The following is a 19577-nucleotide window of genomic DNA, read 5'->3' on the forward strand; positions in this document are numbered from 1 at the left end:
TAACGGACAAGATGAAAAAGTTAAAAATCAAAACAGGAGATACGGTAAGAATTACTGCTGGTGACCATAAAGGTACCGAAGGTAAAGTTATGCGTGTAAATCTTGAGAAAAATAAAGCCATCGTTGAAGGTGCCAATATGGTATCTAAACATGAGAAGCCTAGTGCTAAAAACCCTCAAGGTGGTATTGTAAAAAAAGAAGCTTTAATCCATATTTCTAATTTAGCCTTGATCGACAGTAAATCTGGAGATGTAACAAGAGTAGGTTACGAAATGAAGGATGGTAAAAAAGTTAGGGTTTCCAAAAAATCCAATGAAGTAATTTAGTTATGGCATACGTTGCAAGATTAAAGAAAGAGTATAAGGAGCGAATAGTAGCTGCCCTTACCGAAGAGTTTGGTTACAGTAATGTAATGCAGGTTCCTAAGTTAGAGAAGATAGTAATGAGTAGAGGTGTAGGTGCTGCTGTTGCTGACAAGAAACTTATTGACCATGCAATAGATGAAATGACTATGATAACGGGTCAAAAAGCCGTTGCTACTATGTCTAAGAAAGATGTTGCTGCCTTTAAGTTAAGAAAAGGTATGCCAATTGGTGCAAAAGTTACCCTTAGAGGTGAGCGTATGTACGAATTTTTAGACCGTTTGGTTACTTCTGCATTACCACGTGTTAGGGATTTTCAAGGTATCAAAGCTACTGGTTTTGATGGTCGTGGAAATTATAACTTAGGTGTAACGGAGCAAATTATTTTTCCTGAAGTTAATATTGATAAAATCAATAGAATTAACGGAATGGATATTACATTTGTAACTTCTGCAGATACAGACAAGGAAGCAAAATCATTATTAACAGAATTAGGTTTACCTTTTAAAAAGAATTAGTATGGCTAAGGAATCAATGAAAGCCCGTGAGAGAAAAAGGGAAAGAACTGTAGCAGTTTATGCTGAAAAACGTAAAGCTTTGAAAGAAGCTGGCGATTATGAAGCGTTACAGAGACTACCTAAAAATGCCTCTCCGGTACGTTTACATAATAGATGTAAATTAACTGGAAGACCTAAAGGTTACATGAGAACTTTTGGTATTTCAAGGGTAAAATTCAGAGAGATGGCTAATGCCGGTTTAATACCAGGTGTTAAGAAAGCTAGCTGGTAAGAAAAGAATTATTAATGGATTCAGGTTTAGCTTAAGTGCTGAAAACCGTTTCCGAATTATATACATATGGTAACAGATACTATTGCAGATTACCTAACGAGAGTTAGAAACGCAAGTAGAGCGGGACATAGGGTTGTTGAAATACCTGCGTCGAATCTTAAAAAAGAAATTACTAAAATATTATTCGATCAAGGATATATTTTAAGTTACAAGTTCGAAGAGAGCAAAGTTCAAGGGACTATTAAAATAGCCTTGAAATACGATAAGCTTACAAAAGAACCTGTTATCAAGAAAATACAGCGTATAAGTAAGCCTGGTCTTAGAAAATATGCAGGTAATGAAGATTTACCTCGTGTATTGAATGGTTTAGGTGTTGCTATCGTTTCTACATCTCATGGAGTAATGACAAGCAAGCAGGCAAAGGCAGAAAAAGTTGGTGGTGAAGTTTTGTGCTACGTTTATTAATTGATTAAAGATTTAGAAAATGTCTAGAATAGGTAATAATCCAGTCGCAATTCCTGAAGGAGTTACAGTTGAAATCAACGACAATATCATTTCTGTTAAAGGAAAGTTGGGTGAGTTGACTCAAGAGTTCTCAGGAGTATCGGTTAAAGTAGAAGACGGACAGGCTTTCGTAACAAGGCCATCTGATTCTAAGGAGCATAAAGCAAAGCACGGTTTATACAGATCACTTATCACTAATATGGTGGACGGTGTTTCTAAAGGATGGACCAAAGAATTAGAATTAGTAGGTGTGGGTTATAGAGCTAGTAATCAAGGACAGAAACTTGATTTGGCTTTAGGTTTTTCTCATAATATTGTATTTAACATTGCCTCTGAGGTAAAGGTTGAAACAATTTCTGAAAAAGGTAAAAATCCAATTGTAAAGCTTACTTCTCATGACAAACAATTAGTTGGTCATATTGCAGCAAAGATTAGATCTTTCCGTAGTCCGGAGCCGTACAAAGGGAAAGGAATTAAGTTTGTAGGTGAAATATTAAGAAGAAAAGCTGGTAAATCAGCTTAATAAAGGATATTATGGGATTATCAAAAACACAAAGAAAATTAAGAATCCGACGTAGAATACGTAAGGTTTCTTCTGGAACTGCAGTTAAACCAAGGTTGTCTGTGTTTAGAAGTAACAGCGAAATTTACGCTCAAGTTATAGACGACGTTAAAGGAGTCACTTTAGTATCCGCTTCTTCAAGAGATAAGGATATCGCGAAAGCAAAAGGAAATAAAACCGAGATTGCTGCTTTGGTTGGTAAAACAATCGCTGAGAAATCTGTAAAAGCTGGCTTAGATAAAGTCGCTTTTGATAGAGGAGGTAATTTGTATCATGGAAGAGTAAAATCTTTAGCTGATGGTGCAAGAGAAGCAGGACTAAAATTCTAATATACTAGTATGTTCCAAAAATATAAAAACGTAGAAACTGTTAAGCCAGGTGGTTTAGATTTAAAAGATAAATTAGTTGGTATTCAACGTGTAACCAAGGTAACAAAAGGTGGTAGAGCATTCGGTTTTTCTGCAATTGTTGTTGTAGGTGATGAGAATGGTGTTGTAGGTCACGGTTTAGGGAAATCAAAAGAAGTTGCTACTGCTATTGCAAAAGCAATTGAAGATGGTAAAAAGAACTTAGTTCGTATTCCTTTAAACAAGGGAACCTTGCCTCACGAGCAAAAAGGTAAATTTGGTGGTGCAAGAGTATATATTCAACCTGCATCTCATGGTACCGGTGTAATTGCTGGTGGTGCTGTAAGATCAGTATTAGAATCTGTAGGTGTACATGATGTATTATCAAAATCTCAGGGATCTTCAAATCCACATAATGTTGTAAAAGCTACATTCGATGCTTTATTACAACTTAGAGATGCAAAAACTATTGCTACACAAAGGGGTGTTTCTTTAGAAAAAGTATTTAAAGGTTAAGAGGAAAATTATGGCAAAGATTAAAGTTACACAAGTAAAAAGTGGAATTAAGAAACCTCAAAATCAAAAAAGAACTTTAGAGGCTCTTGGTTTAAAAAGAATAGGTCAGGTTGTAGAACACAATGATACACCTAACATTCTTGGAATGATAAATAAAGTTAAACATTTAGTTTCCACTGAGGAAGCTTAAATTTAGAATAAAATGGGTTTAAATAATCTACAGCCTGCAGAAGGTTCAGTAAATAGAGACGGAAAACGCCTTGGAAGAGGTCAGGGTTCTGGAAAAGGAGGAACAGCTGCAAGAGGTCATAAAGGAGCAAAATCAAGATCTGGTTATTCTAAGAAAATTGGTTTCGAAGGTGGTCAAATGCCTTTGCAGCGTCGTGTACCTAAGTTTGGTTTTACGAATATTAATCGTAAAGACTACCAAGGTATCAATATAGAGAAATTGCAAGAGCTTGTTGATAATAAGGTTTTAACTAATGAAGTTACTTTGGATCTTTTGATCGAAAATGGTTTAGTTGGTAAAAATGATTTAGTGAAAATTTTAGGAAATGGTGAGTTGAAAGCACCTCTGAAAATTTCAGTACATAAATTTACAGCATCTGCCAAAGCAGCGATTGAGGCAGCAGGTGGTGAAGCAATAAGTTTGTAAGCATAAACGAGAGCATGAAGAATTTTATTGATACAATATCCAATATTTGGAAAATAGAAGAACTAAGAAATAGAATTCTTATCACTTTAGGTCTTTTGTTAGTTTATCGTTTTGGTTGTCAAATCGTACTTCCAGGTATAGATTCAACACAATTAGGTGGTTTAACGGATAGTACTGACCAAGGTATTTTTGGTCTTTTAAATGCATTTACAGGAGGAGCTTTTGCTAATGCTTCTGTTTTTGCATTAGGTATTATGCCTTACATCTCCGCTTCTATTGTAGTTCAGTTGATGGGTATTGCAATTCCTTATCTTCAGAAATTACAAAAAGAGGGTGAAAGTGGTCGTAAGACCATTAATCAAATTACTAGATGGTTAACCATTGGTATTTGTATTGTTCAGGCTCCTGCATACTTATATGGCTTAGAAGCTTTTGGTGTAAGAGATAGTGCTTTCTTATTAGGTAAAGGATTAGATTTTATGGTGCCTGCAGTTATAATATTAGTGACTGGTACTGTATTTGCTATGTGGTTGGGTGAAAAAATTACTGATAAAGGTATTGGTAATGGTATTTCACTCTTAATTATGATTGGTATAATCGCTACAATGCCTCAGTCTTTTGTTCAAGAATTTATTTCAAGAACTACTGATAATAATGGTGGACTAATGTTTATTTTAATTGAAGTAATTGTTTGGTTCTTGGTTATTTTGGCTTGTATTCTTTTAGTAATGGCTACAAGGCAGATACCTGTTCAATACGCTAGAAGAACAGCTTCTGGTGGATATGAAAAGAATATCATGGGATCAAGACAATACATTCCTTTAAAATTAAATGCATCTGGAGTAATGCCAATTATCTTTGCACAAGCAATAATGTTTGTACCTGGAATGATAGGTGGTGCTTTTGATGACACTGCATTTGGTCAATGGATGCAAGTACAATTCAGTGATATATTTGGATGGGCATATAATTTACTATTCGCAATATTGATTATAATCTTTACTTATTTCTACACTGCAATTACGGTTCCTACCAATAAAATGGCAGATGACCTTAAAAGAAGTGGTGGTTTCATCCCTGGAATACGTCCAGGAAAAGAAACTGGAGATTATTTAGATAAGATTATGTCTTTAATAACGTTACCTGGATCTATTTTCTTAGCTTTGCTGGCTATTTTACCGGCAATAGTGGTGAAGTTGATGGATGTTCAAGCTGGATGGGCTTTATTTTACGGTGGTACCTCCCTTTTAATTATGGTTGGTGTAGCTATAGATACAGTGCAGCAGGTTAATTCGTATTTGTTGAATAGACATTATGATGGTTTAATGAAAACGGGTAAAAATAGAAAAGTAGCATAATTTATGGCTAAGCAGGCAGCAATAGAACAGGATGGATCTATCATCGAAGCATTATCAAATGCAATGTTTCGTGTAGAGTTGGAGAATGGACATGTGGTAACAGCGCATATATCAGGTAAGATGCGTATGCACTATATTAAACTATTACCTGGAGATAAGGTTAAATTAGAGATGAGTCCCTATGACCTTACTAAAGCAAGAATTACATATAGATACTAAGATACAAGATGAAAGTAAGAGCATCAGTTAAGAAGAGAAGTGCCGACTGCAAGATTGTTCGCAGAAAAGGCAGGTTGTACGTAATCAACAAAAAGAATCCTAGATTTAAACAAAGACAAGGGTAATTATGGCAAGAATCGCAGGTATAGATATACCAAAACAAAAGAGAGGTGTAATAGCCTTAACCTATATTTTCGGAATCGGAAGAAGTAGGTCACAAGAAATATTGAGTAAAGCCCAAGTTAGCGAAGATACTAAGGTTTCTGATTGGAATGATGATGAAATAGGTCGTATCAGGGAAGCTGCTTCTGAATTTGTAATTGAAGGTGAATTACGTTCAGAAACTCAGTTGAACATTAAGCGTTTAATGGATATTGGCTGTTATAGAGGTATTCGTCATAGATCAGGTTTACCTTTAAGAGGTCAGCGTACTAAGAACAACTCTAGAACTAGAAAAGGAAAGCGTAAAACAGTTGCTAACAAGAAGAAAGCAACTAAATAATAATTAGGTATGGCAAAGGCAAGTACTAAAGTTACCAAGAAACGTAAAGTTATAGTTGATTCTGTTGGTGAGGCGCACATAAGTGCATCTTTCAATAACATCATCATCTCTTTAACTAATAAAAAAGGAGATGTTATTTCTTGGTCATCTGCCGGTAAATTAGGTTTTAGAGGGTCTAAGAAAAATACACCTTATGCTGCACAAGTTGCTGCAGAAGATTGTTCTAAAGTTGCTCACGAAGCAGGTTTAAGAAAAGTTAAGGTTTATGTAAAAGGTCCAGGTAACGGAAGAGAATCTGCAATCAGATCTTTACACAATGCTGGTATCGAAGTAACAGAGATTATCGATGTTACTCCAATGCCTCACAATGGATGTAGACCTCCAAAGAGAAGAAGAGTTTAATTAATTACTATTATATTTCACCGAAAGTGTAGTTACGATTATCGAAGGATAAGCCTTAATTCATGATCTCACTTTCAAATTAAAAGAAAATGGCAAGATATACAGGACCAAAGTCAAAAATCGCCCGTAAATTCGGCGAAGCAATTTTCGGAGATGATAAATCTTTCGAAAAAAAGAATTACCCTCCAGGACAGCATGGTAATAACAGAAGAAGAGGTAAAAAATCTGAGTACTCTGTTCAATTAATGGAGAAGCAAAAAGCTAAATATACTTATGGTATTTTAGAAAAGCAATTCAGAAACTTATTCCAAACTGCGAAAAGAAAAGAAGGTGTTGCTGGTGAAATCTTACTTCAATTGTGTGAGTCTCGTTTAGATAACGTGGTTTATAGAATGGGTATTTCTCCAACTAGAAGTGGTGCAAGACAATTAGTATCTCATAGACACATTACTGTAAATGGTGAGTTGGTAAACATACCTTCTTATTCATTGAAAGCAGGAGATGTTGTTGGTGTTAGAGAGAAATCTAAATCATTACAAAGTATTCAAGATTCATTAGCTGCTAGTAGTGCAGTTTATGAGTGGATTTCTTGGAATAGTGAAAAGAAGGAAGGTACATATGTTACTATTCCGGAAAGATTACAGATTCCAGAAAATATCAAAGAACAATTAATCGTGGAGTTATACTCTAAATAAACAATACCTATCCAATTATGGCATTATTTAATTTTCAGAAACCCGATAAAGTAATAATGATCGATTCCTCTGATTTCGAAGGTAAGTTCGAATTTCGCCCTTTGGAACCTGGTTATGGATTAACTGTTGGGAATGCATTAAGACGAGTATTGCTTTCTTCTTTGGAAGGTCATGCAATTACTTCGGTTAGGATTGATAAAGTAGAACATGAATTTTCTACTATACCTGGCGTTGTTGAAGATGTAACAGAGATTATATTAAATTTGAAGCAGGTTCGTTTCAAAAAGCAAATAGAGGATTCTGAAGCTGAAGTGGTTTCAATTTCTGTAAGTGGTAAGAATCAATTAACTGCTGGTGATTTTCAAAAGTTTATTTCTGGATACCAAGTTTTAAATCCAGATTTAGTTATTTGTAATATGGATGCTAAAGTTAGTATCAATATGGAAATATCTATTGAAAAAGGTAGAGGTTATGTTCCTGCAGAGGAAAATAAAAAATCTGGTGCACCATTAGGTACTATAGCTGTCGATTCTATTTTTACACCTATTAAGAATGTAAAGTATAGTATTGAAAACTTTCGTGTAGAACAAAAAACTGATTATGAGAAATTAGTTTTTGAGATATCTTCAGATGGTTCAATTCATCCTAAAGATGCTTTAACTGAAGCGGCAAAAGTTCTTATTCATCACTTCATGTTATTCTCTGATGAGCGTATTACATTAGAAGCTGATGAAATTGCTCAGACAGAGACTTATGATGAAGAGTCTTTACACATGAGACAATTATTGAAAACTAAATTAGTTGATATGGACCTTTCTGTTCGTGCACTAAACTGTTTAAAAGCAGCTGAAGTTGATACTTTAGGAGATTTAGTTTCTTTTAATAAGAATGACTTAATGAAGTTCAGAAACTTCGGTAAAAAATCTTTAACAGAGCTAGAGGAACTTGTTATTAACAAGGGATTAAGTTTTGGAATGGATTTATCAAAATACAAATTAGATAAAGATTAAATAATCATATTTTGCTCCTCGTTCTGTCGAGTTTGGTAGCAAGATGATAAAATTGAAACATGAGACACGGTAAAAAAATTAATCATTTAAGTAGAAAAACTGCTCATAGAAAAGCGATGTTAGCTAACATGGCTTGTTCTTTGATCGAACACAAAAGAATCAACACTACAGTTGCTAAAGCAAAAGCTTTAAAGCAATTTATTGAACCTTTGATTACTAAATCAAAAGCAGAAAATAATGTTAGTGCAGAGAAAGGTACTCATAACAGACGTATCGTTTTCAAGAATCTTCGTGATAAGTATGCAGTTACTGAACTATTCAGTGTTGTATCTGAAAAGGTTGCGGATAGACCGGGAGGTTATACTAGAATTATCAAATTAGGTAATCGTTTAGGTGATAACGCTGATATGGCAATGATAGAATTGGTTGATTTCAACGAATTGTATAACGCTGGTAAGCCTAAGAAGAAATCTACTAGAAGAAGTAGAAGATCAGGTGGTAGTGATGCTGAAGTTGTTTCTGCAGAGAAAGAAACTAAGGTAGAAGAAGCTCAAACTGAAACAGAAGCTAAGACAGATGATTCTAAGGAATAAAATTGTCAATAAATATTAATAATGAAAAAGGATAAGCTTTCTAGCTTATCCTTTTTTTATGTTTTTTTGTGAACGAATAAATTATAAGACTAAAATGAAATATCAGACAAAGAGAAAAGCTATAATATTACTTGCAGATGGTACTATCTTTTTTGGAAAATCTGTTGGAGACAAAGAGGGTACTGCTTTCGGCGAAGTATGTTTCAATACTGGAATGACAGGATACCAAGAGATATTTACTGATCCATCATATTTTGGACAAATAATGGTTACTACCAATGCTCATATTGGTAATTACGGGGTAAATAAAGATGAAATAGAATCCGAGTCGATTAAAATTTCAGGTTTAGTTTGTAGAAATTTTAGCTATGAGTATTCCAGACCTTTGGCAGACGATAGTTTACAAGGTTTTTTAGATAAGAATGAGTTGTTTGCTATTTCAGATGTGGATACAAGAGCATTAGTTAGTTATATTAGAGATAATGGAGCAATGAATGCTGTAATATCAACTGACATTGAAAATATTGAAGACTTAAAAAAACGTTTAAGTGAAGTTCCAAGTATGGAGGGGCTAGAGTTGGCTTCTAAAGTTTCTACGACAGAACCATATTTTGTTGGTGACGAAAATGCAAACTTTAAAATTGCAGCACTTGATATAGGTATTAAGAAGAATATTTTACGTAATCTGGTTAAAAGAGGAGCTTATGTAAAGGTATTTCCTTACAACAGTAGTTTTGAAGATATGTCTTTTTGGAATCCTGATGCGTTTTTCATTTCAAATGGACCTGGAGATCCTGAGCCATTGGTAGATGCTATTGCTGCAGTTAAAAAAATGATTGAAACTGATAAGCCGCTTTTTGGTATTTGTTTAGGCCATCAAGTATTGGCATTGGCAAACGGAGTTTCTACTTATAAGATGCACAATGGTCATAGAGGTATTAACCACCCAATATTAAACCTTATTACAGGTAAAGGTGAAATTACTTCACAAAATCATGGCTTTGCTATAAATAGAGAAGAAACTGAGGCTAATGCTAATTTAGAGATTACGCATACACACCTTAATGATAAGACAGTTGCAGGGATTCGTATGAAAGATAAAAATGTATTTTCTGTTCAGTATCACCCAGAAGCTAGTCCGGGTCCGCATGATGCGGATTACCTTTTTGACGATTTTTTTAAATTAATTGAGAATTGTTCAAAACATAACGAAATAGTTTAAATAAACATTAATTAATTGGCAAATGTAGGGTTTGAACAAGCTTGTTAAAAACCTGCTTTTGTATCTTTACTTTTTAAACAAACAACTAATAAAAAGAATATAAATGAGTATTATATTAAATGTTCACGCAAGGCAAATATTAGATTCTAGAGGGAATCCAACAGTTGAAGTAGATGTAGTTACCGAAAACGGAGTAATGGGAAGAGCAGCAGTTCCTTCTGGGGCCTCTACTGGTGAGCATGAAGCTGTTGAATTACGTGATGGAGGTAAAGCTTTCATGGGTAAAGGAGTAACTAAAGCTGTAGATAACGTAAACAGCATTATAGCAGAGGAAATATTAGGAATGAGTGTGTTTGATCAGAATCTTTTAGATCAAACTATGATTGATTTAGATGGTACGCCAAATAAATCGAAGTTAGGAGCTAATGCTATTTTAGGTGTTTCATTGGCTGCGGCAAAGGCTGCCGCAAACGAATTAGGTCTTTCTCTTTTTAGATATATTGGTGGTGTTAGTGCTAATACGCTTCCTGTACCAATGATGAACATTATTAACGGTGGTTCGCATTCAGATGCACCTATCGCTTTTCAAGAGTTCATGGTAATGCCTGTTAAAGCAAAAAACTTTAGTCATGCAATGCAAATGGGTACTGAGATTTTCCATAACCTTAAAAAAGTATTACATGACCGTGGTCTTAGTACTGCGGTAGGTGATGAAGGTGGTTTTGCACCAAATCTTGCCGGTGGTACTGAAGATGCTTTAGATACTATTGCAAAAGCGGTTAAAAATGCAGGTTACACTTTAGGTGATGATGTAATGATTGCTTTAGATTGTGCCGCGGCAGAATTTTTCGTAGATGGTAAATATGATTACACTAAATTCGAAGGAGAATCTGGAGTTATAAGAACTTCTGAAGAGCAAGCTCAATACTTAGCTGATTTAAGTGCTAAATACCCAATTATCTCTATAGAAGATGGTATGGATGAAAACGATTGGGACGGATGGAAATCTTTGACTGATAAGATTGGAGATAAAGTTCAATTAGTTGGTGATGATTTATTCGTGACAAATGTTGAACGTTTGTCTACTGGAATCGAAAGAGGTATTGCAAATTCAATTTTGATTAAAGTAAATCAAATTGGTACATTGACAGAAACAATTGCTGCTGTTAATATGGCCAAAAATGCAGGATATACTTCAGTAATGTCTCACCGTTCTGGTGAAACAGAAGATAATACTATTGCTGATTTGGCTGTAGCATTAAACACTGGTCAAATTAAAACTGGTTCAGCATCAAGATCTGATCGTATGGCTAAATACAACCAATTACTTCGTATAGAAGAAGAATTAGGTAGCACAGCTTACTATCCACAAGAAAAAGCCTTTAAGTTAGGTTAATTCTTATGTGAAATATATAATCAAGCCTTTCTCTCGAGAAAGGCTTTTTTTTTTGGCGTACTTCAAAACTTTAACTACCTTTTGAGAATAAACCAATAATAACCTCTCTTTGTTAGCGTATGAATAATTTTCTTTTTGTTTCCGCAGAGAATGATGCTATTCCTGATTGTAAAGCTGGTGGAATGGGTGACGTGGTTAGAGACGTGCCTAGAGAGATATCGAAACGAGGAGATAAAGTTCACGTAGTCGTACCTTCATATTCTAGACTACATAAAAATGGAATCTTTAAGACTAAACTTGAATTTAGTCTAAGGGGTATGCCGTATACGGCAGAATTGTATGAGGTGATACCTAAAAGAGTCGATAAAAATATCACTCATTATGTTATTCACCATCCTGAAATATCTGAAGGTGGTATAGCTCATATTTATCATGATGATCCTACCGAACCTTTTTTTAATGATTTTATAAAGTTTATTATTTTTTGTACAGCTACAGCTGAAGCAATTAAAATTGGAGCCTTTGGTGATTTAGATATCGTTCATATGCATGACTGGCATTCTGCAGCGCTCTTATTTATAAGAACATATCACCCGCAATATCAGGATTTAAAAAAGATGCGATATGTGTATACGATTCATAATCTAGCCATACAGGGTATTCGTCCTTTTTACAATAATTATGCCTCAGTAAATCATTGGTTTCCAGAAATTCAATTAGATCATAAAGCTTTGATGGATCCACGTTACCAAGATTGTATAAATTTAATGGCAGTGGGTATTCGTTTTGCAGATGCGGTTCATACAGTTTCTCCATCTTACAAAGAAGATGTTCTTTTACCAAGTAGAAGACCTGAGTTTATTGGAGGTGAAAGTTTAGAAGAAGATTTAATAAAGGCAGATAATGAAGGTAGACTTTTCGGTATCTTAAATGCCAGTAACTACGGTAATATTAGAATTGCAGAAAAGGGATTTTTATATAGAAATACGGTTAAAGCTATTTTTAGATGGCTTCAAGAAAATTCCAAGAAATATAAAGCTGATTTTCTCGCGCATACAGGAGAAAAAATCATGCAGTTTGTTGGTAATAGACCAAAATTCATAGTTTCTAGTGTGGCGAGATTAACGGAACAAAAGTTCTATTTCTTAAAACGATCGCCTGAAGCATTTGAGAAAATGTTGGCTAGGTTAAATGAAATTGATGGTATATTTATTTTATTAGGTACTGGCGATCCAGATTATGAAGAATTTTTTCGTCATATGAGTTATCATCATAAAAATTTTGTGTTTACAAATGGGCAATCAGAAGATTTGATTGATTCAATGTACCTAGAAACAGATTTGTATTTTATGCCTAGTTTATTTGAGCCATGTGGTATTAGTCAAATGTTGGCGATGAGAAACGGTAACCCATGTTTGGTACATCATACAGGCGGACTAAAAGATACTGTAGATCACTTAAAAACAGGATTTGTTTTTGGTGGTGATACCTACGATGAGCAAATTAGTAATATGGTGAAAAGTTTTGATGAGGCTTTGACCTTATGGGAGAACGATAAACCAGCTTGGAAAAAGATAAAAGCGAATGCAAAAAAGGCGCGTTTTACTTGGGAAAAATCTTTAGATGCATATTATGAGTCACTATATCTGTTGTAATGAAAGCTATTCATAGGACTTATTGTTAATTTTACCCAAAACAGATTTTTCAAATTGGTAAACCACTCTTGTTTTGTTAACTTTACGAGAAGTATTTAAAACGTAAAAAGAAAAATGTCAGACAAAGCTATTTTAGAATATAATGGTGAAAAATATGAGTTTCCTGTAATTAAGGGAACCGAAAACGAACTTGCAATAGATATCAAAACTTTGCGTTCGGCTACCAATGGAATTATAACTATTGATCCAGGTTTTAAAAATACAGGATCTTGTGAAAGCGCTATTACTTTTTTAGATGGTGAAAAAGGAATTTTACGTTACAGAGGTTACTCAATTGAAGAATTAGCTGAGAAAGCTGATTTCTTAGAAGTAGCTTATGCTTTAATATTTGGTGAATTGCCAAATACAGAAGAACTAGCAAAATTTCATAAAGACATTAAAGACGAATCTCATGTAGATGAAGAGATGAAAAAGATTTTGGATGGTTTTCCAAAATCAGCACATCCAATGGGTGTATTGTCTTCTTTGACTAGCGCATTAATTGCATTTAACCCTTCAACGGTTGATGTAAGTTCTGATGAAGATATGTACCATGCAATTGTACGTATACTTGCTAAATTTCCAGTTCTTGTAGCTTGGACTTTACGTAAAAAGAAAGGTCTTCCATTAGATTATGGTGATGATAGTTTAGGCTATGTAGAGAACATTCATAAAATGATGTTTAAGCGTCCAAATCAAGATTATAAAAAGAATAAGGTTGTTATAGAGGCACTAGATAAATTATTGATATTACATGCTGATCATGAGCAAAATTGTTCAACTAGTACGGTGCGTATCGTAGGTTCTTCTCATGCTGGTTTATTTGCATCTTTATCTGCAGGTATATCTGCACTTTGGGGTCCATTACATGGTGGTGCTAACCAAGCGGTATTAGAAATGCTTGAAGCTATTGAAGCTGATGGTGGCGATACTAAAAAATACATGGCTAAGGCTAAAGATAAGTCTGATCCTTTTAGATTAATGGGCTTTGGACATAGGGTGTATAAAAACTTCGATCCTCGCGCTAAGATTATTAAAGTAGCTGCAGATGAAGTACTGGCAGATTTAGGTATAGATGACCCAATTCTTGAAATTGCAAAAGGTTTAGAGAAAGAAGCACTTGAAGATCAGTACTTTGTTGATAGAAAACTATACCCTAATGTAGATTTTTATTCTGGCATTATATATAGAGCTTTAGGTATTCCAACAGAAATGTTTACAGTAATGTTCGCTTTAGGTAGATTACCTGGGTGGATTGCTCAGTGGAGAGAAATGAGATTGAACGGTGAACCAATTGGTAGACCAAGACAAGTATATACTGGTGAAAATTTAAGATCTTTTGTCGAACTGGACAAAAGGTAGATTGCTACCGTTATCAAAAAAACAAAAAGCTCTTTTAATTTTTAAAGGGGCTTTTTTTTATGCTTTTTTTTAATTCATATTTAAATCAATACTTATGTTGCAGTTACATATCAAAGATGAAGTTTCACAGTTAAAAGCAGTTGTATTAGGTATAGCTAAGAGTTCTGGACCTACACCAACTATTGAAGAAGCTTATGATCCAAAATCGGTAGAACATATAAAGGCTGGTACATACCCAATTGAGGCAGATATGGTCGCTGAAATGGAAGGTTTTAGAAAAGTGTTCGAGAAATATGATGTTAAGGTCTTTAGACCAGAAGTTCTTGAAAACTGTAATCAAATATTTACTAGAGATATTGCTTTTGTTATTGAAGACAAACTCATCAAAGCAAATATACTACCTGACAGAGAACAAGAAGTAGAAGCAATTTTACATGTTTTAGATAAGATTGATGATGATAATATTTTAACTCCTCCAGAAGACGTTCACGTTGAAGGCGGTGATGTTATGCCATGGAACGATTATATTTTTGTTGGCACCTATACTGCACCTGACTATTCATCTTATATAACGGCGAGAACAAATAAAGCTGCAGTAGCATATTTAACAAAGCAATTTCCAAGTAAAACAGTGAAGTCATTTGAATTAAGAAAGTCTAATACTGTTGCGCAAGAAAATGCATTGCATTTAGATTGCTGTTTTCAACCTTTAGGAAAAGGAAAAGCAATCTTACATAAAAATGGCTTTTTGGTAGAAGAGGAGTACCAATGGTTGGTAGATTTCTTTGGAAAAGAAAATGTCTTCGAAATAGATGCCAATGAAATGTACCATATGTATAGTAATGTGTTTTCTATTTCACCAGAGGTTGTAGTCTCTGAACGTAATTTTACCCGTCTTAATAATTGGCTGCGTGAACAAGGTTTTACAGTAGAAGAAATTGTGTATGCCGAAATTTCAAAGCAAGAAGGGCTTTTACGCTGTAGTACTCTGCCTTTAATAAGAGCTTAATTTTAAAGATTTACAAAAAATAAAATTAATTAGTACCCCTATGCAAATAACAAATACCATACTCATGATTCGTCCGGTGTCGTTTAGAATGAACGAGCAGACCGCTGTCAATAACTATTTTATGGAAGATATTGATTTGAAGAATTTAGAGATAAATCAGAAAGCTCAAGAAGAGTTTGATGCCTTTGTATCCGTATTAAAAAATAAAGGTGTTAATGTTATCGTTGTTCAAGACACTAAAGAACCAGACACTCCAGATAGTGTTTTTCCTAATAACTGGATCTCTTTTCATTCTAACGGAACTGTTGGTGTATATCCGATGTTTGCGGAAAATAGAAGAAATGAAAGAAGAGAAGATATTTTTGAGATATTAGAACAAAGCGGTTTTAAGATTAATGATGTCGTAGATTACACCTCTGCTGAAGAAGAAGGGTTTTATCTTGAGGGTACGGGAAGTATTTTGTTAGATAGGGTAAATAAAAAGGCATATTGCGCATTGTCTGAGCGTGCAGATGAAGATCTATTTATAGAATTCTGTGAAGATTTTGATTTCTTTCCGGTAATATTCACTGCAAATCAGTCAGTTGATGGTAAGCGATTACCTATTTATCATACCAATGTAATGATGGCTTTGGCTGAGGATTTCGTGGTTATTTGTTCAGCTACGATTGATGATAAGAAAGAACGTAAGAATGTCTTAGATCATCTTAAAAACGACGGAAAAGAAATTATATCTATCACTGAGCAACAAATGCATCATTTTGCAGGAAATATGTTGCAAGTTTTAGGGTCTGATGATAAGAGATATATGGTAATGAGCTCTGCTGCGTACCACAGTTTATCGCCAGAGCAAATTACTCAGATAGAAAATCACTGTGCAATTTTACATAGTTCATTACAGACAATTGAAACTTGTGGTGGCGGTAGTGCAAGATGCATGATGGCAGAAGTTTTTCTTCCGAAGAGCTAAACAGATTCAAGTTAGTTTCTAATTTAAAATTTTAATGAGTTAAGTAAGAGTAATGCTTTTATTATCTTCATAGCTATCGTATTTTAATATTTTAATATTTTGACATTTTAATATAATATATGAAGCAGAAATCAGCATATACTTTTTTGATAGTAACAATTATAGGGGTGTTACTGGCATTTGCAGGATATCCTAGTATATCAGACTATGAGATAGTTCAAGCTGACAAAGAAGGTGAAGTAACTTCTGATGATTCTTATAATAAGATGATGGATGTGCTTACCCATCAACGTTGTATGAATTGTCACCCTAGTGATCACATACCAAAACAGGGGGATGCTAGTCATCCACATCATTTTGGAATGGCTAGGGGTGAAGATGATCATGGCTTTGAAGCAACGAGCTGTAATACCTGTCATCAATCAGAAAATAATTTAAATTCGGGTGTTCCCGGAGCTCCTCATTGGGCATTGGCTCCGGCTTCAATGGCTTGGGAAGGACTCACCCGAGAACAAATTGCAACACGTTTGCTTGATAAAAGAACGAATGGCAATCGAAGTCATCAAGAACTTATTGAGCATATGACTGAAGATGATTTGGTACTATGGGCTTGGGAACCAGGTGTAGATGCTGATGGTGAAACAAGAACAATACCACCAGTTTCAAAAGAAGAATTTAAAAAAGCGGTTGAAAATTGGTTTGCTGACGGAGCAATAATCCCTTCTAAATAATATAACCTTATGGAAATTTTATTGACTATAAATGGTAATCTAAGAACTGTTAATGTAGCAGATGAGAATACCCCTTTGCTTTGGGTCGTTAGAGATACTTTAGATCTAAAAGGTACTAAGTTTGGATGTGGAAAAGCGGCTTGTGGAGCATGTACCTTACTTGTAGATGATGACGCTGTGCGTTCTTGTTCTTATCCCGTTAAATTTGCTGAAGGAAAAAAAGTAACCACTATTGAAGGTTTAGGGGATCGAGAGAATCCCCATCCTGTTCAACAGGCATGGATAGAAGAGATTGTACCGCAATGTGGCTATTGTCAACCTGGTTTTATGATGGCAACGGCTGCCTTATTAATTAAAGTGCCTAAACCAACTGATGAAGATATTGATAATAATATTATAAATGTATGTCGCTGCGGCACCTATTATCGAATGCGAAAAGCCATACATAAAGCTGCGACGTTACAAGCCGAGAAGGTAATTAATGAATCTAAAGAGGTGTAATCGATGGCTGATAAAGAAAAAGATTCAAAGAAAGTGTCTAGAAGAAAGTTTTTAGTCAAAGGCGGATTAGGAACTATAGGTGTTGTTGCCATTGGAGCCTACTTATTTAGAAGTCCTATTCGGCGTCAAATTTTAGGTGTGGTTAATTCACTTGAAGCGCCTTATTTAGATAATATAGACCAACCTATGATTTGGTTTGAGGTCACTTCTGATAATAATATTTTGTTACATTCTCCCAAAATGGAAATGGGGCAGGGTACATTTACTGGTATTGCCCAAATGGCTGCTGAAGAATTGTCGGTATCTATGAATCAGATTCGGGTAGTACATGCTGCTTCTTCAACTGGTAATGTAGATAGTTTTGCTACTGGAGGCAGTACTTCTATTTCTGGACTATGGAAACCGTTAAGAGAGCTTTCTGCTATGCTTAGGGTGATGCTTTTAAAAGAAGCTGCTTTTAAGATGAATGTAGGTGTAGATCAGCTTGCTGTCGTAGATGGCGTTATATCCGGCAACGGAAAAACATTGACTTATGCTCAAGCGGCAGAAGGAGTTGAGAATTGGGAAGTGCCAGATGTTCCTGTATTGAAAGATGCTAAAGATTATAAATATATAGGTAAACCAATTGCTAGAGTTGATTTGGATGCGAAAGTATATGGAGATCCAATATTTGGGATGGATGCTGAAATGCCAGATATGCTTTATGGTGCTGTGGTAAGACCTTCAAAAATAGGGTCAACTTTTGTCAGTGCAGATACAAAAGCAGCAGAGAGTATGCCTGGTGTGGTTAAAATTGTGGTAGAAGAAGATTTTGTAGGTGTGGTGGCAAAATCTATGATTGAAGCTGAAAATTCTAAAGATGCTATCAATGTAACTTGGGATAGTTATGATAACCTAAATACCGATGCAATCGTAAAAATGATGACTGTCGGTAACGGAAAGTCTTCGGTGATACAGCAGAACGGAGATTCTTTTGATGATCAAGATGAAGTAGTTACTTTAGAATTTAGAAGTCCTATAGGGGCGCATGCTCAAATTGAACCAAATGGTGTTGTTGCTTATGTTGATGGTGATAGTGCTACTATAAAAATATCGACTCAAGTTGTAGGTCTTACTAGAAAAGAGGTTGCCAAGCGTTTAGATTTAGATGTAGAAAAAGTCAATGTCATTCCCACTTATTTAGGTGGTGGTTTTGGTAGAAGATTACATACACCACATGCTGTTCAGGCTGCTATTATGTCTAAAGCTGTCGGTAAACCTGTGAAGTATTTCTTTAGTAGAAAAGAAGAATTTCAACATGATATGTTTAGACCGCCTACACATCATGTTATTAAAGGAAAATTAAATACGGAAGGTTATTTAGATGGACTAGAACATCAATTCGTGAGTGGCGATGTTGCTACCGATTCTGCTCTAATACCTAATGCGCTTACCAACTTTTTGGGTGCAGATGTTGGTGCTATTCGTGGCGGATTCATTCAATACACTGCTATACCGAATTTTAAAGCGGAGTGCTGGCATGTAGCGTTGCCTTTTGCTACTAGCTGGTGGCGTAGTCTAGGATTGTTAGCCAATACTTTTGCTATGGAAAGTTTTATAGATGAAATGGCGCTAAAAGCGAACAAGAATGCAGTCGATTTTAGATTGCATCAAATAGCAGATGAACCAATTGACATTCGTCTAAAAAATGTAATCAAAGTCGCTGCGGAAAAAGCTAATTATAGTGAAGAAGTAAAAGATGGTCGTGCTATGGGTTTTGCAGCATCAATAGATGCAAATACACCATGCGCGCAGGTAGCAGAGGTTTCTATTGTTGATAATGAGATTGTAGTGCATAAAGTAACGGTTGCCATGGATCCAGGTTTAGCGGTTAATCCTGATCAGATTAGGGCTCAATGCGAAGGTTGTGTAATTATGGGGATGAGTGCCGTACTTTATGAGCAAATGTTTGTGGTAGACGGCGAATTAACTCCAACAATATACGGACCATATCAAATGGCTTTAATGAAGAATGCACCAAAAGAAATTGATGTGGTTTTGCTACAGGGTAAAGATACTCCAGGTGCAGTAGGGGAGCCGCCTCTAGGACCAATTGGTGCCGCTATTGCCAATGCTGTTAGACGCTTAACAGGAGAACGCTTAACTGAGTTGCCTTTAAAGCTTTCGAAGAAGGCTTAA

At 35.1% G+C, this 19577-nt stretch carries 26 protein-coding genes; all 26 read left to right on the plus strand.

Features of this window, described 5'->3' with window-relative positions; all coding sequences use genetic code 11:
- Positions 1-11 precede the first annotated feature (11 nt).
- The 26 genes from rplX (at position 12) to BUC31_RS07395 (ending at position 19577) form a co-directional block, all read left to right on the plus strand.
- Positions 12-326, plus strand: a complete 315-nt coding sequence (gene rplX, locus BUC31_RS07270) for a 50S ribosomal protein L24 (protein WP_073242606.1) — start codon at positions 12-14, stop codon at positions 324-326.
- A 2-nt stretch (positions 327-328) separates the two neighbouring features.
- Positions 329-880: a 50S ribosomal protein L5 gene (gene rplE / locus BUC31_RS07275; protein ID WP_036152150.1), complete on the plus strand. Its 552-nt coding sequence runs from the start codon at positions 329-331 to the stop codon at positions 878-880.
- Position 881: 1 nt separating this feature from the next.
- Positions 882-1151 (plus strand): 30S ribosomal protein S14, encoded by a 270-nt coding sequence (rpsN, locus tag BUC31_RS07280; protein WP_027064816.1) that lies wholly within the window; start codon positions 882-884, stop codon positions 1149-1151.
- A 66-nt stretch (positions 1152-1217) separates the two neighbouring features.
- A complete protein-coding gene (gene rpsH / locus BUC31_RS07285) occupies positions 1218-1616 on the plus strand; it encodes a 30S ribosomal protein S8 (protein ID WP_073242608.1) in 399 nt (132 codons plus the stop codon).
- Positions 1617-1635: 19 nt separating this feature from the next.
- Complete coding sequence (gene rplF / locus BUC31_RS07290) at positions 1636-2178, plus strand: 50S ribosomal protein L6 (RefSeq protein WP_073242610.1); 543 nt, start codon at positions 1636-1638, stop codon at positions 2176-2178.
- A gap of 11 nt (positions 2179-2189) precedes the next feature.
- Positions 2190-2546 (plus strand): 50S ribosomal protein L18, encoded by a 357-nt coding sequence (rplR, locus tag BUC31_RS07295; protein ID WP_073242612.1) that lies wholly within the window; start codon positions 2190-2192, stop codon positions 2544-2546.
- Positions 2547-2555: 9 nt separating this feature from the next.
- Positions 2556-3080, plus strand: coding sequence for a 30S ribosomal protein S5 (gene rpsE / locus BUC31_RS07300; protein WP_058103817.1), 525 nt, complete (start codon positions 2556-2558; stop codon positions 3078-3080).
- A 10-nt stretch (positions 3081-3090) separates the two neighbouring features.
- Positions 3091-3270, plus strand: coding sequence for a 50S ribosomal protein L30 (gene rpmD, locus BUC31_RS07305; RefSeq protein ID WP_073242614.1), 180 nt, complete (start codon positions 3091-3093; stop codon positions 3268-3270).
- Positions 3271-3282: 12 nt separating this feature from the next.
- Positions 3283-3735 (plus strand): 50S ribosomal protein L15, encoded by a 453-nt coding sequence (rplO, locus tag BUC31_RS07310; RefSeq protein WP_073242616.1) that lies wholly within the window; start codon positions 3283-3285, stop codon positions 3733-3735.
- 14 nt (positions 3736-3749) lie between these two features.
- Entirely contained in the window at positions 3750-5093 is a 1344-nt protein-coding gene (gene secY / locus BUC31_RS07315; RefSeq protein WP_073242618.1) for a preprotein translocase subunit SecY, read from the plus strand.
- A 3-nt stretch (positions 5094-5096) separates the two neighbouring features.
- A complete protein-coding gene (gene infA / locus BUC31_RS07320) occupies positions 5097-5312 on the plus strand; it encodes a translation initiation factor IF-1 (protein ID WP_013305172.1) in 216 nt (71 codons plus the stop codon).
- Between the two features lie 8 nt (positions 5313-5320).
- Entirely contained in the window at positions 5321-5437 is a 117-nt protein-coding gene (ykgO, locus tag BUC31_RS07325; protein WP_013305171.1) for a type B 50S ribosomal protein L36, read from the plus strand.
- Between the two features lie 2 nt (positions 5438-5439).
- A complete protein-coding gene (gene rpsM, locus BUC31_RS07330; RefSeq protein ID WP_073242620.1) occupies positions 5440-5814 on the plus strand; it encodes a 30S ribosomal protein S13 in 375 nt (124 codons plus the stop codon).
- Positions 5815-5823: 9 nt separating this feature from the next.
- A complete protein-coding gene (gene rpsK / locus BUC31_RS07335) occupies positions 5824-6216 on the plus strand; it encodes a 30S ribosomal protein S11 (RefSeq protein ID WP_027064807.1) in 393 nt (130 codons plus the stop codon).
- Between the two features lie 89 nt (positions 6217-6305).
- Positions 6306-6911: a 30S ribosomal protein S4 gene (rpsD, locus tag BUC31_RS07340; protein WP_073242622.1), complete on the plus strand. Its 606-nt coding sequence runs from the start codon at positions 6306-6308 to the stop codon at positions 6909-6911.
- 17 nt (positions 6912-6928) lie between these two features.
- Positions 6929-7921: a DNA-directed RNA polymerase subunit alpha gene (locus BUC31_RS07345; protein ID WP_073242624.1), complete on the plus strand. Its 993-nt coding sequence runs from the start codon at positions 6929-6931 to the stop codon at positions 7919-7921.
- Between the two features lie 59 nt (positions 7922-7980).
- Positions 7981-8514, plus strand: a complete 534-nt coding sequence (gene rplQ / locus BUC31_RS07350; RefSeq protein ID WP_073242625.1) for a 50S ribosomal protein L17 — start codon at positions 7981-7983, stop codon at positions 8512-8514.
- A gap of 94 nt (positions 8515-8608) precedes the next feature.
- Complete coding sequence (gene carA / locus BUC31_RS07355) at positions 8609-9736, plus strand: glutamine-hydrolyzing carbamoyl-phosphate synthase small subunit (RefSeq protein ID WP_073242627.1); 1128 nt, start codon at positions 8609-8611, stop codon at positions 9734-9736.
- A 103-nt stretch (positions 9737-9839) separates the two neighbouring features.
- A complete protein-coding gene (eno, locus tag BUC31_RS07360; protein WP_073242629.1) occupies positions 9840-11132 on the plus strand; it encodes a phosphopyruvate hydratase in 1293 nt (430 codons plus the stop codon).
- A gap of 119 nt (positions 11133-11251) precedes the next feature.
- Entirely contained in the window at positions 11252-12787 is a 1536-nt protein-coding gene (locus tag BUC31_RS07365; RefSeq protein WP_073242631.1) for a glycogen synthase, read from the plus strand.
- A 114-nt stretch (positions 12788-12901) separates the two neighbouring features.
- Positions 12902-14188: a citrate synthase gene (locus tag BUC31_RS07370; RefSeq protein ID WP_073242633.1), complete on the plus strand. Its 1287-nt coding sequence runs from the start codon at positions 12902-12904 to the stop codon at positions 14186-14188.
- 94 nt (positions 14189-14282) lie between these two features.
- Positions 14283-15197 (plus strand): dimethylarginine dimethylaminohydrolase family protein, encoded by a 915-nt coding sequence (locus BUC31_RS07375; RefSeq protein ID WP_073242635.1) that lies wholly within the window; start codon positions 14283-14285, stop codon positions 15195-15197.
- A gap of 40 nt (positions 15198-15237) precedes the next feature.
- The gene (gene ctlX, locus BUC31_RS07380; protein WP_073242637.1) at positions 15238-16167 is read left to right on the plus strand and encodes a citrulline utilization hydrolase CtlX; all 930 of its coding nucleotides are present in this window, start codon (positions 15238-15240) and stop codon (positions 16165-16167) included.
- Between the two features lie 119 nt (positions 16168-16286).
- Positions 16287-16898: a hypothetical protein gene (locus tag BUC31_RS07385; RefSeq protein WP_073242639.1), complete on the plus strand. Its 612-nt coding sequence runs from the start codon at positions 16287-16289 to the stop codon at positions 16896-16898.
- A 9-nt stretch (positions 16899-16907) separates the two neighbouring features.
- Positions 16908-17399 (plus strand): (2Fe-2S)-binding protein, encoded by a 492-nt coding sequence (locus tag BUC31_RS07390; protein ID WP_073242641.1) that lies wholly within the window; start codon positions 16908-16910, stop codon positions 17397-17399.
- Between the two features lie 3 nt (positions 17400-17402).
- Complete coding sequence (locus BUC31_RS07395) at positions 17403-19577, plus strand: xanthine dehydrogenase family protein molybdopterin-binding subunit (RefSeq protein WP_073242643.1); 2175 nt, start codon at positions 17403-17405, stop codon at positions 19575-19577.

The organism is Maribacter aquivivus (genome assembly GCF_900142175.1).
Lineage (GTDB): Bacteria > Bacteroidota > Bacteroidia > Flavobacteriales > Flavobacteriaceae > Maribacter > Maribacter aquivivus.

Bases quoted from the DNA above. Each gene is read 5' to 3' on its own strand.
- rplX (WP_073242606.1), top strand. From the start codon at position 12: ATGAAAAAGTTAAAAATCAAAACAGGAGATACGGTAAGAATTACTGCT.
- rplE (WP_036152150.1), top strand. From the start codon at position 329: ATGGCATACGTTGCAAGATTAAAGAAAGAGTATAAGGAGCGAATAGTA.
- rpsN (WP_027064816.1), top strand. From the start codon at position 882: ATGGCTAAGGAATCAATGAAAGCCCGTGAGAGAAAAAGGGAAAGAACT.
- rpsH (WP_073242608.1), top strand. From the start codon at position 1,218: ATGGTAACAGATACTATTGCAGATTACCTAACGAGAGTTAGAAACGCA.
- rplF (WP_073242610.1), top strand. From the start codon at position 1,636: ATGTCTAGAATAGGTAATAATCCAGTCGCAATTCCTGAAGGAGTTACA.
- rplR (WP_073242612.1), top strand. From the start codon at position 2,190: ATGGGATTATCAAAAACACAAAGAAAATTAAGAATCCGACGTAGAATA.
- rpsE (WP_058103817.1), top strand. From the start codon at position 2,556: ATGTTCCAAAAATATAAAAACGTAGAAACTGTTAAGCCAGGTGGTTTA.
- rpmD (WP_073242614.1), top strand. From the start codon at position 3,091: ATGGCAAAGATTAAAGTTACACAAGTAAAAAGTGGAATTAAGAAACCT.
- rplO (WP_073242616.1), top strand. From the start codon at position 3,283: ATGGGTTTAAATAATCTACAGCCTGCAGAAGGTTCAGTAAATAGAGAC.
- secY (WP_073242618.1), top strand. From the start codon at position 3,750: ATGAAGAATTTTATTGATACAATATCCAATATTTGGAAAATAGAAGAA.
- infA (WP_013305172.1), top strand. From the start codon at position 5,097: ATGGCTAAGCAGGCAGCAATAGAACAGGATGGATCTATCATCGAAGCA.
- ykgO (WP_013305171.1), top strand. From the start codon at position 5,321: ATGAAAGTAAGAGCATCAGTTAAGAAGAGAAGTGCCGACTGCAAGATT.
- rpsM (WP_073242620.1), top strand. From the start codon at position 5,440: ATGGCAAGAATCGCAGGTATAGATATACCAAAACAAAAGAGAGGTGTA.
- rpsK (WP_027064807.1), top strand. From the start codon at position 5,824: ATGGCAAAGGCAAGTACTAAAGTTACCAAGAAACGTAAAGTTATAGTT.
- rpsD (WP_073242622.1), top strand. From the start codon at position 6,306: ATGGCAAGATATACAGGACCAAAGTCAAAAATCGCCCGTAAATTCGGC.
- BUC31_RS07345 (WP_073242624.1), top strand. From the start codon at position 6,929: ATGGCATTATTTAATTTTCAGAAACCCGATAAAGTAATAATGATCGAT.
- rplQ (WP_073242625.1), top strand. From the start codon at position 7,981: ATGAGACACGGTAAAAAAATTAATCATTTAAGTAGAAAAACTGCTCAT.
- carA (WP_073242627.1), top strand. From the start codon at position 8,609: ATGAAATATCAGACAAAGAGAAAAGCTATAATATTACTTGCAGATGGT.
- eno (WP_073242629.1), top strand. From the start codon at position 9,840: ATGAGTATTATATTAAATGTTCACGCAAGGCAAATATTAGATTCTAGA.
- BUC31_RS07365 (WP_073242631.1), top strand. From the start codon at position 11,252: ATGAATAATTTTCTTTTTGTTTCCGCAGAGAATGATGCTATTCCTGAT.
- BUC31_RS07370 (WP_073242633.1), top strand. From the start codon at position 12,902: ATGTCAGACAAAGCTATTTTAGAATATAATGGTGAAAAATATGAGTTT.
- BUC31_RS07375 (WP_073242635.1), top strand. From the start codon at position 14,283: ATGTTGCAGTTACATATCAAAGATGAAGTTTCACAGTTAAAAGCAGTT.
- ctlX (WP_073242637.1), top strand. From the start codon at position 15,238: ATGCAAATAACAAATACCATACTCATGATTCGTCCGGTGTCGTTTAGA.
- BUC31_RS07385 (WP_073242639.1), top strand. From the start codon at position 16,287: ATGAAGCAGAAATCAGCATATACTTTTTTGATAGTAACAATTATAGGG.
- BUC31_RS07390 (WP_073242641.1), top strand. From the start codon at position 16,908: ATGGAAATTTTATTGACTATAAATGGTAATCTAAGAACTGTTAATGTA.
- BUC31_RS07395 (WP_073242643.1), top strand. From the start codon at position 17,403: ATGGCTGATAAAGAAAAAGATTCAAAGAAAGTGTCTAGAAGAAAGTTT.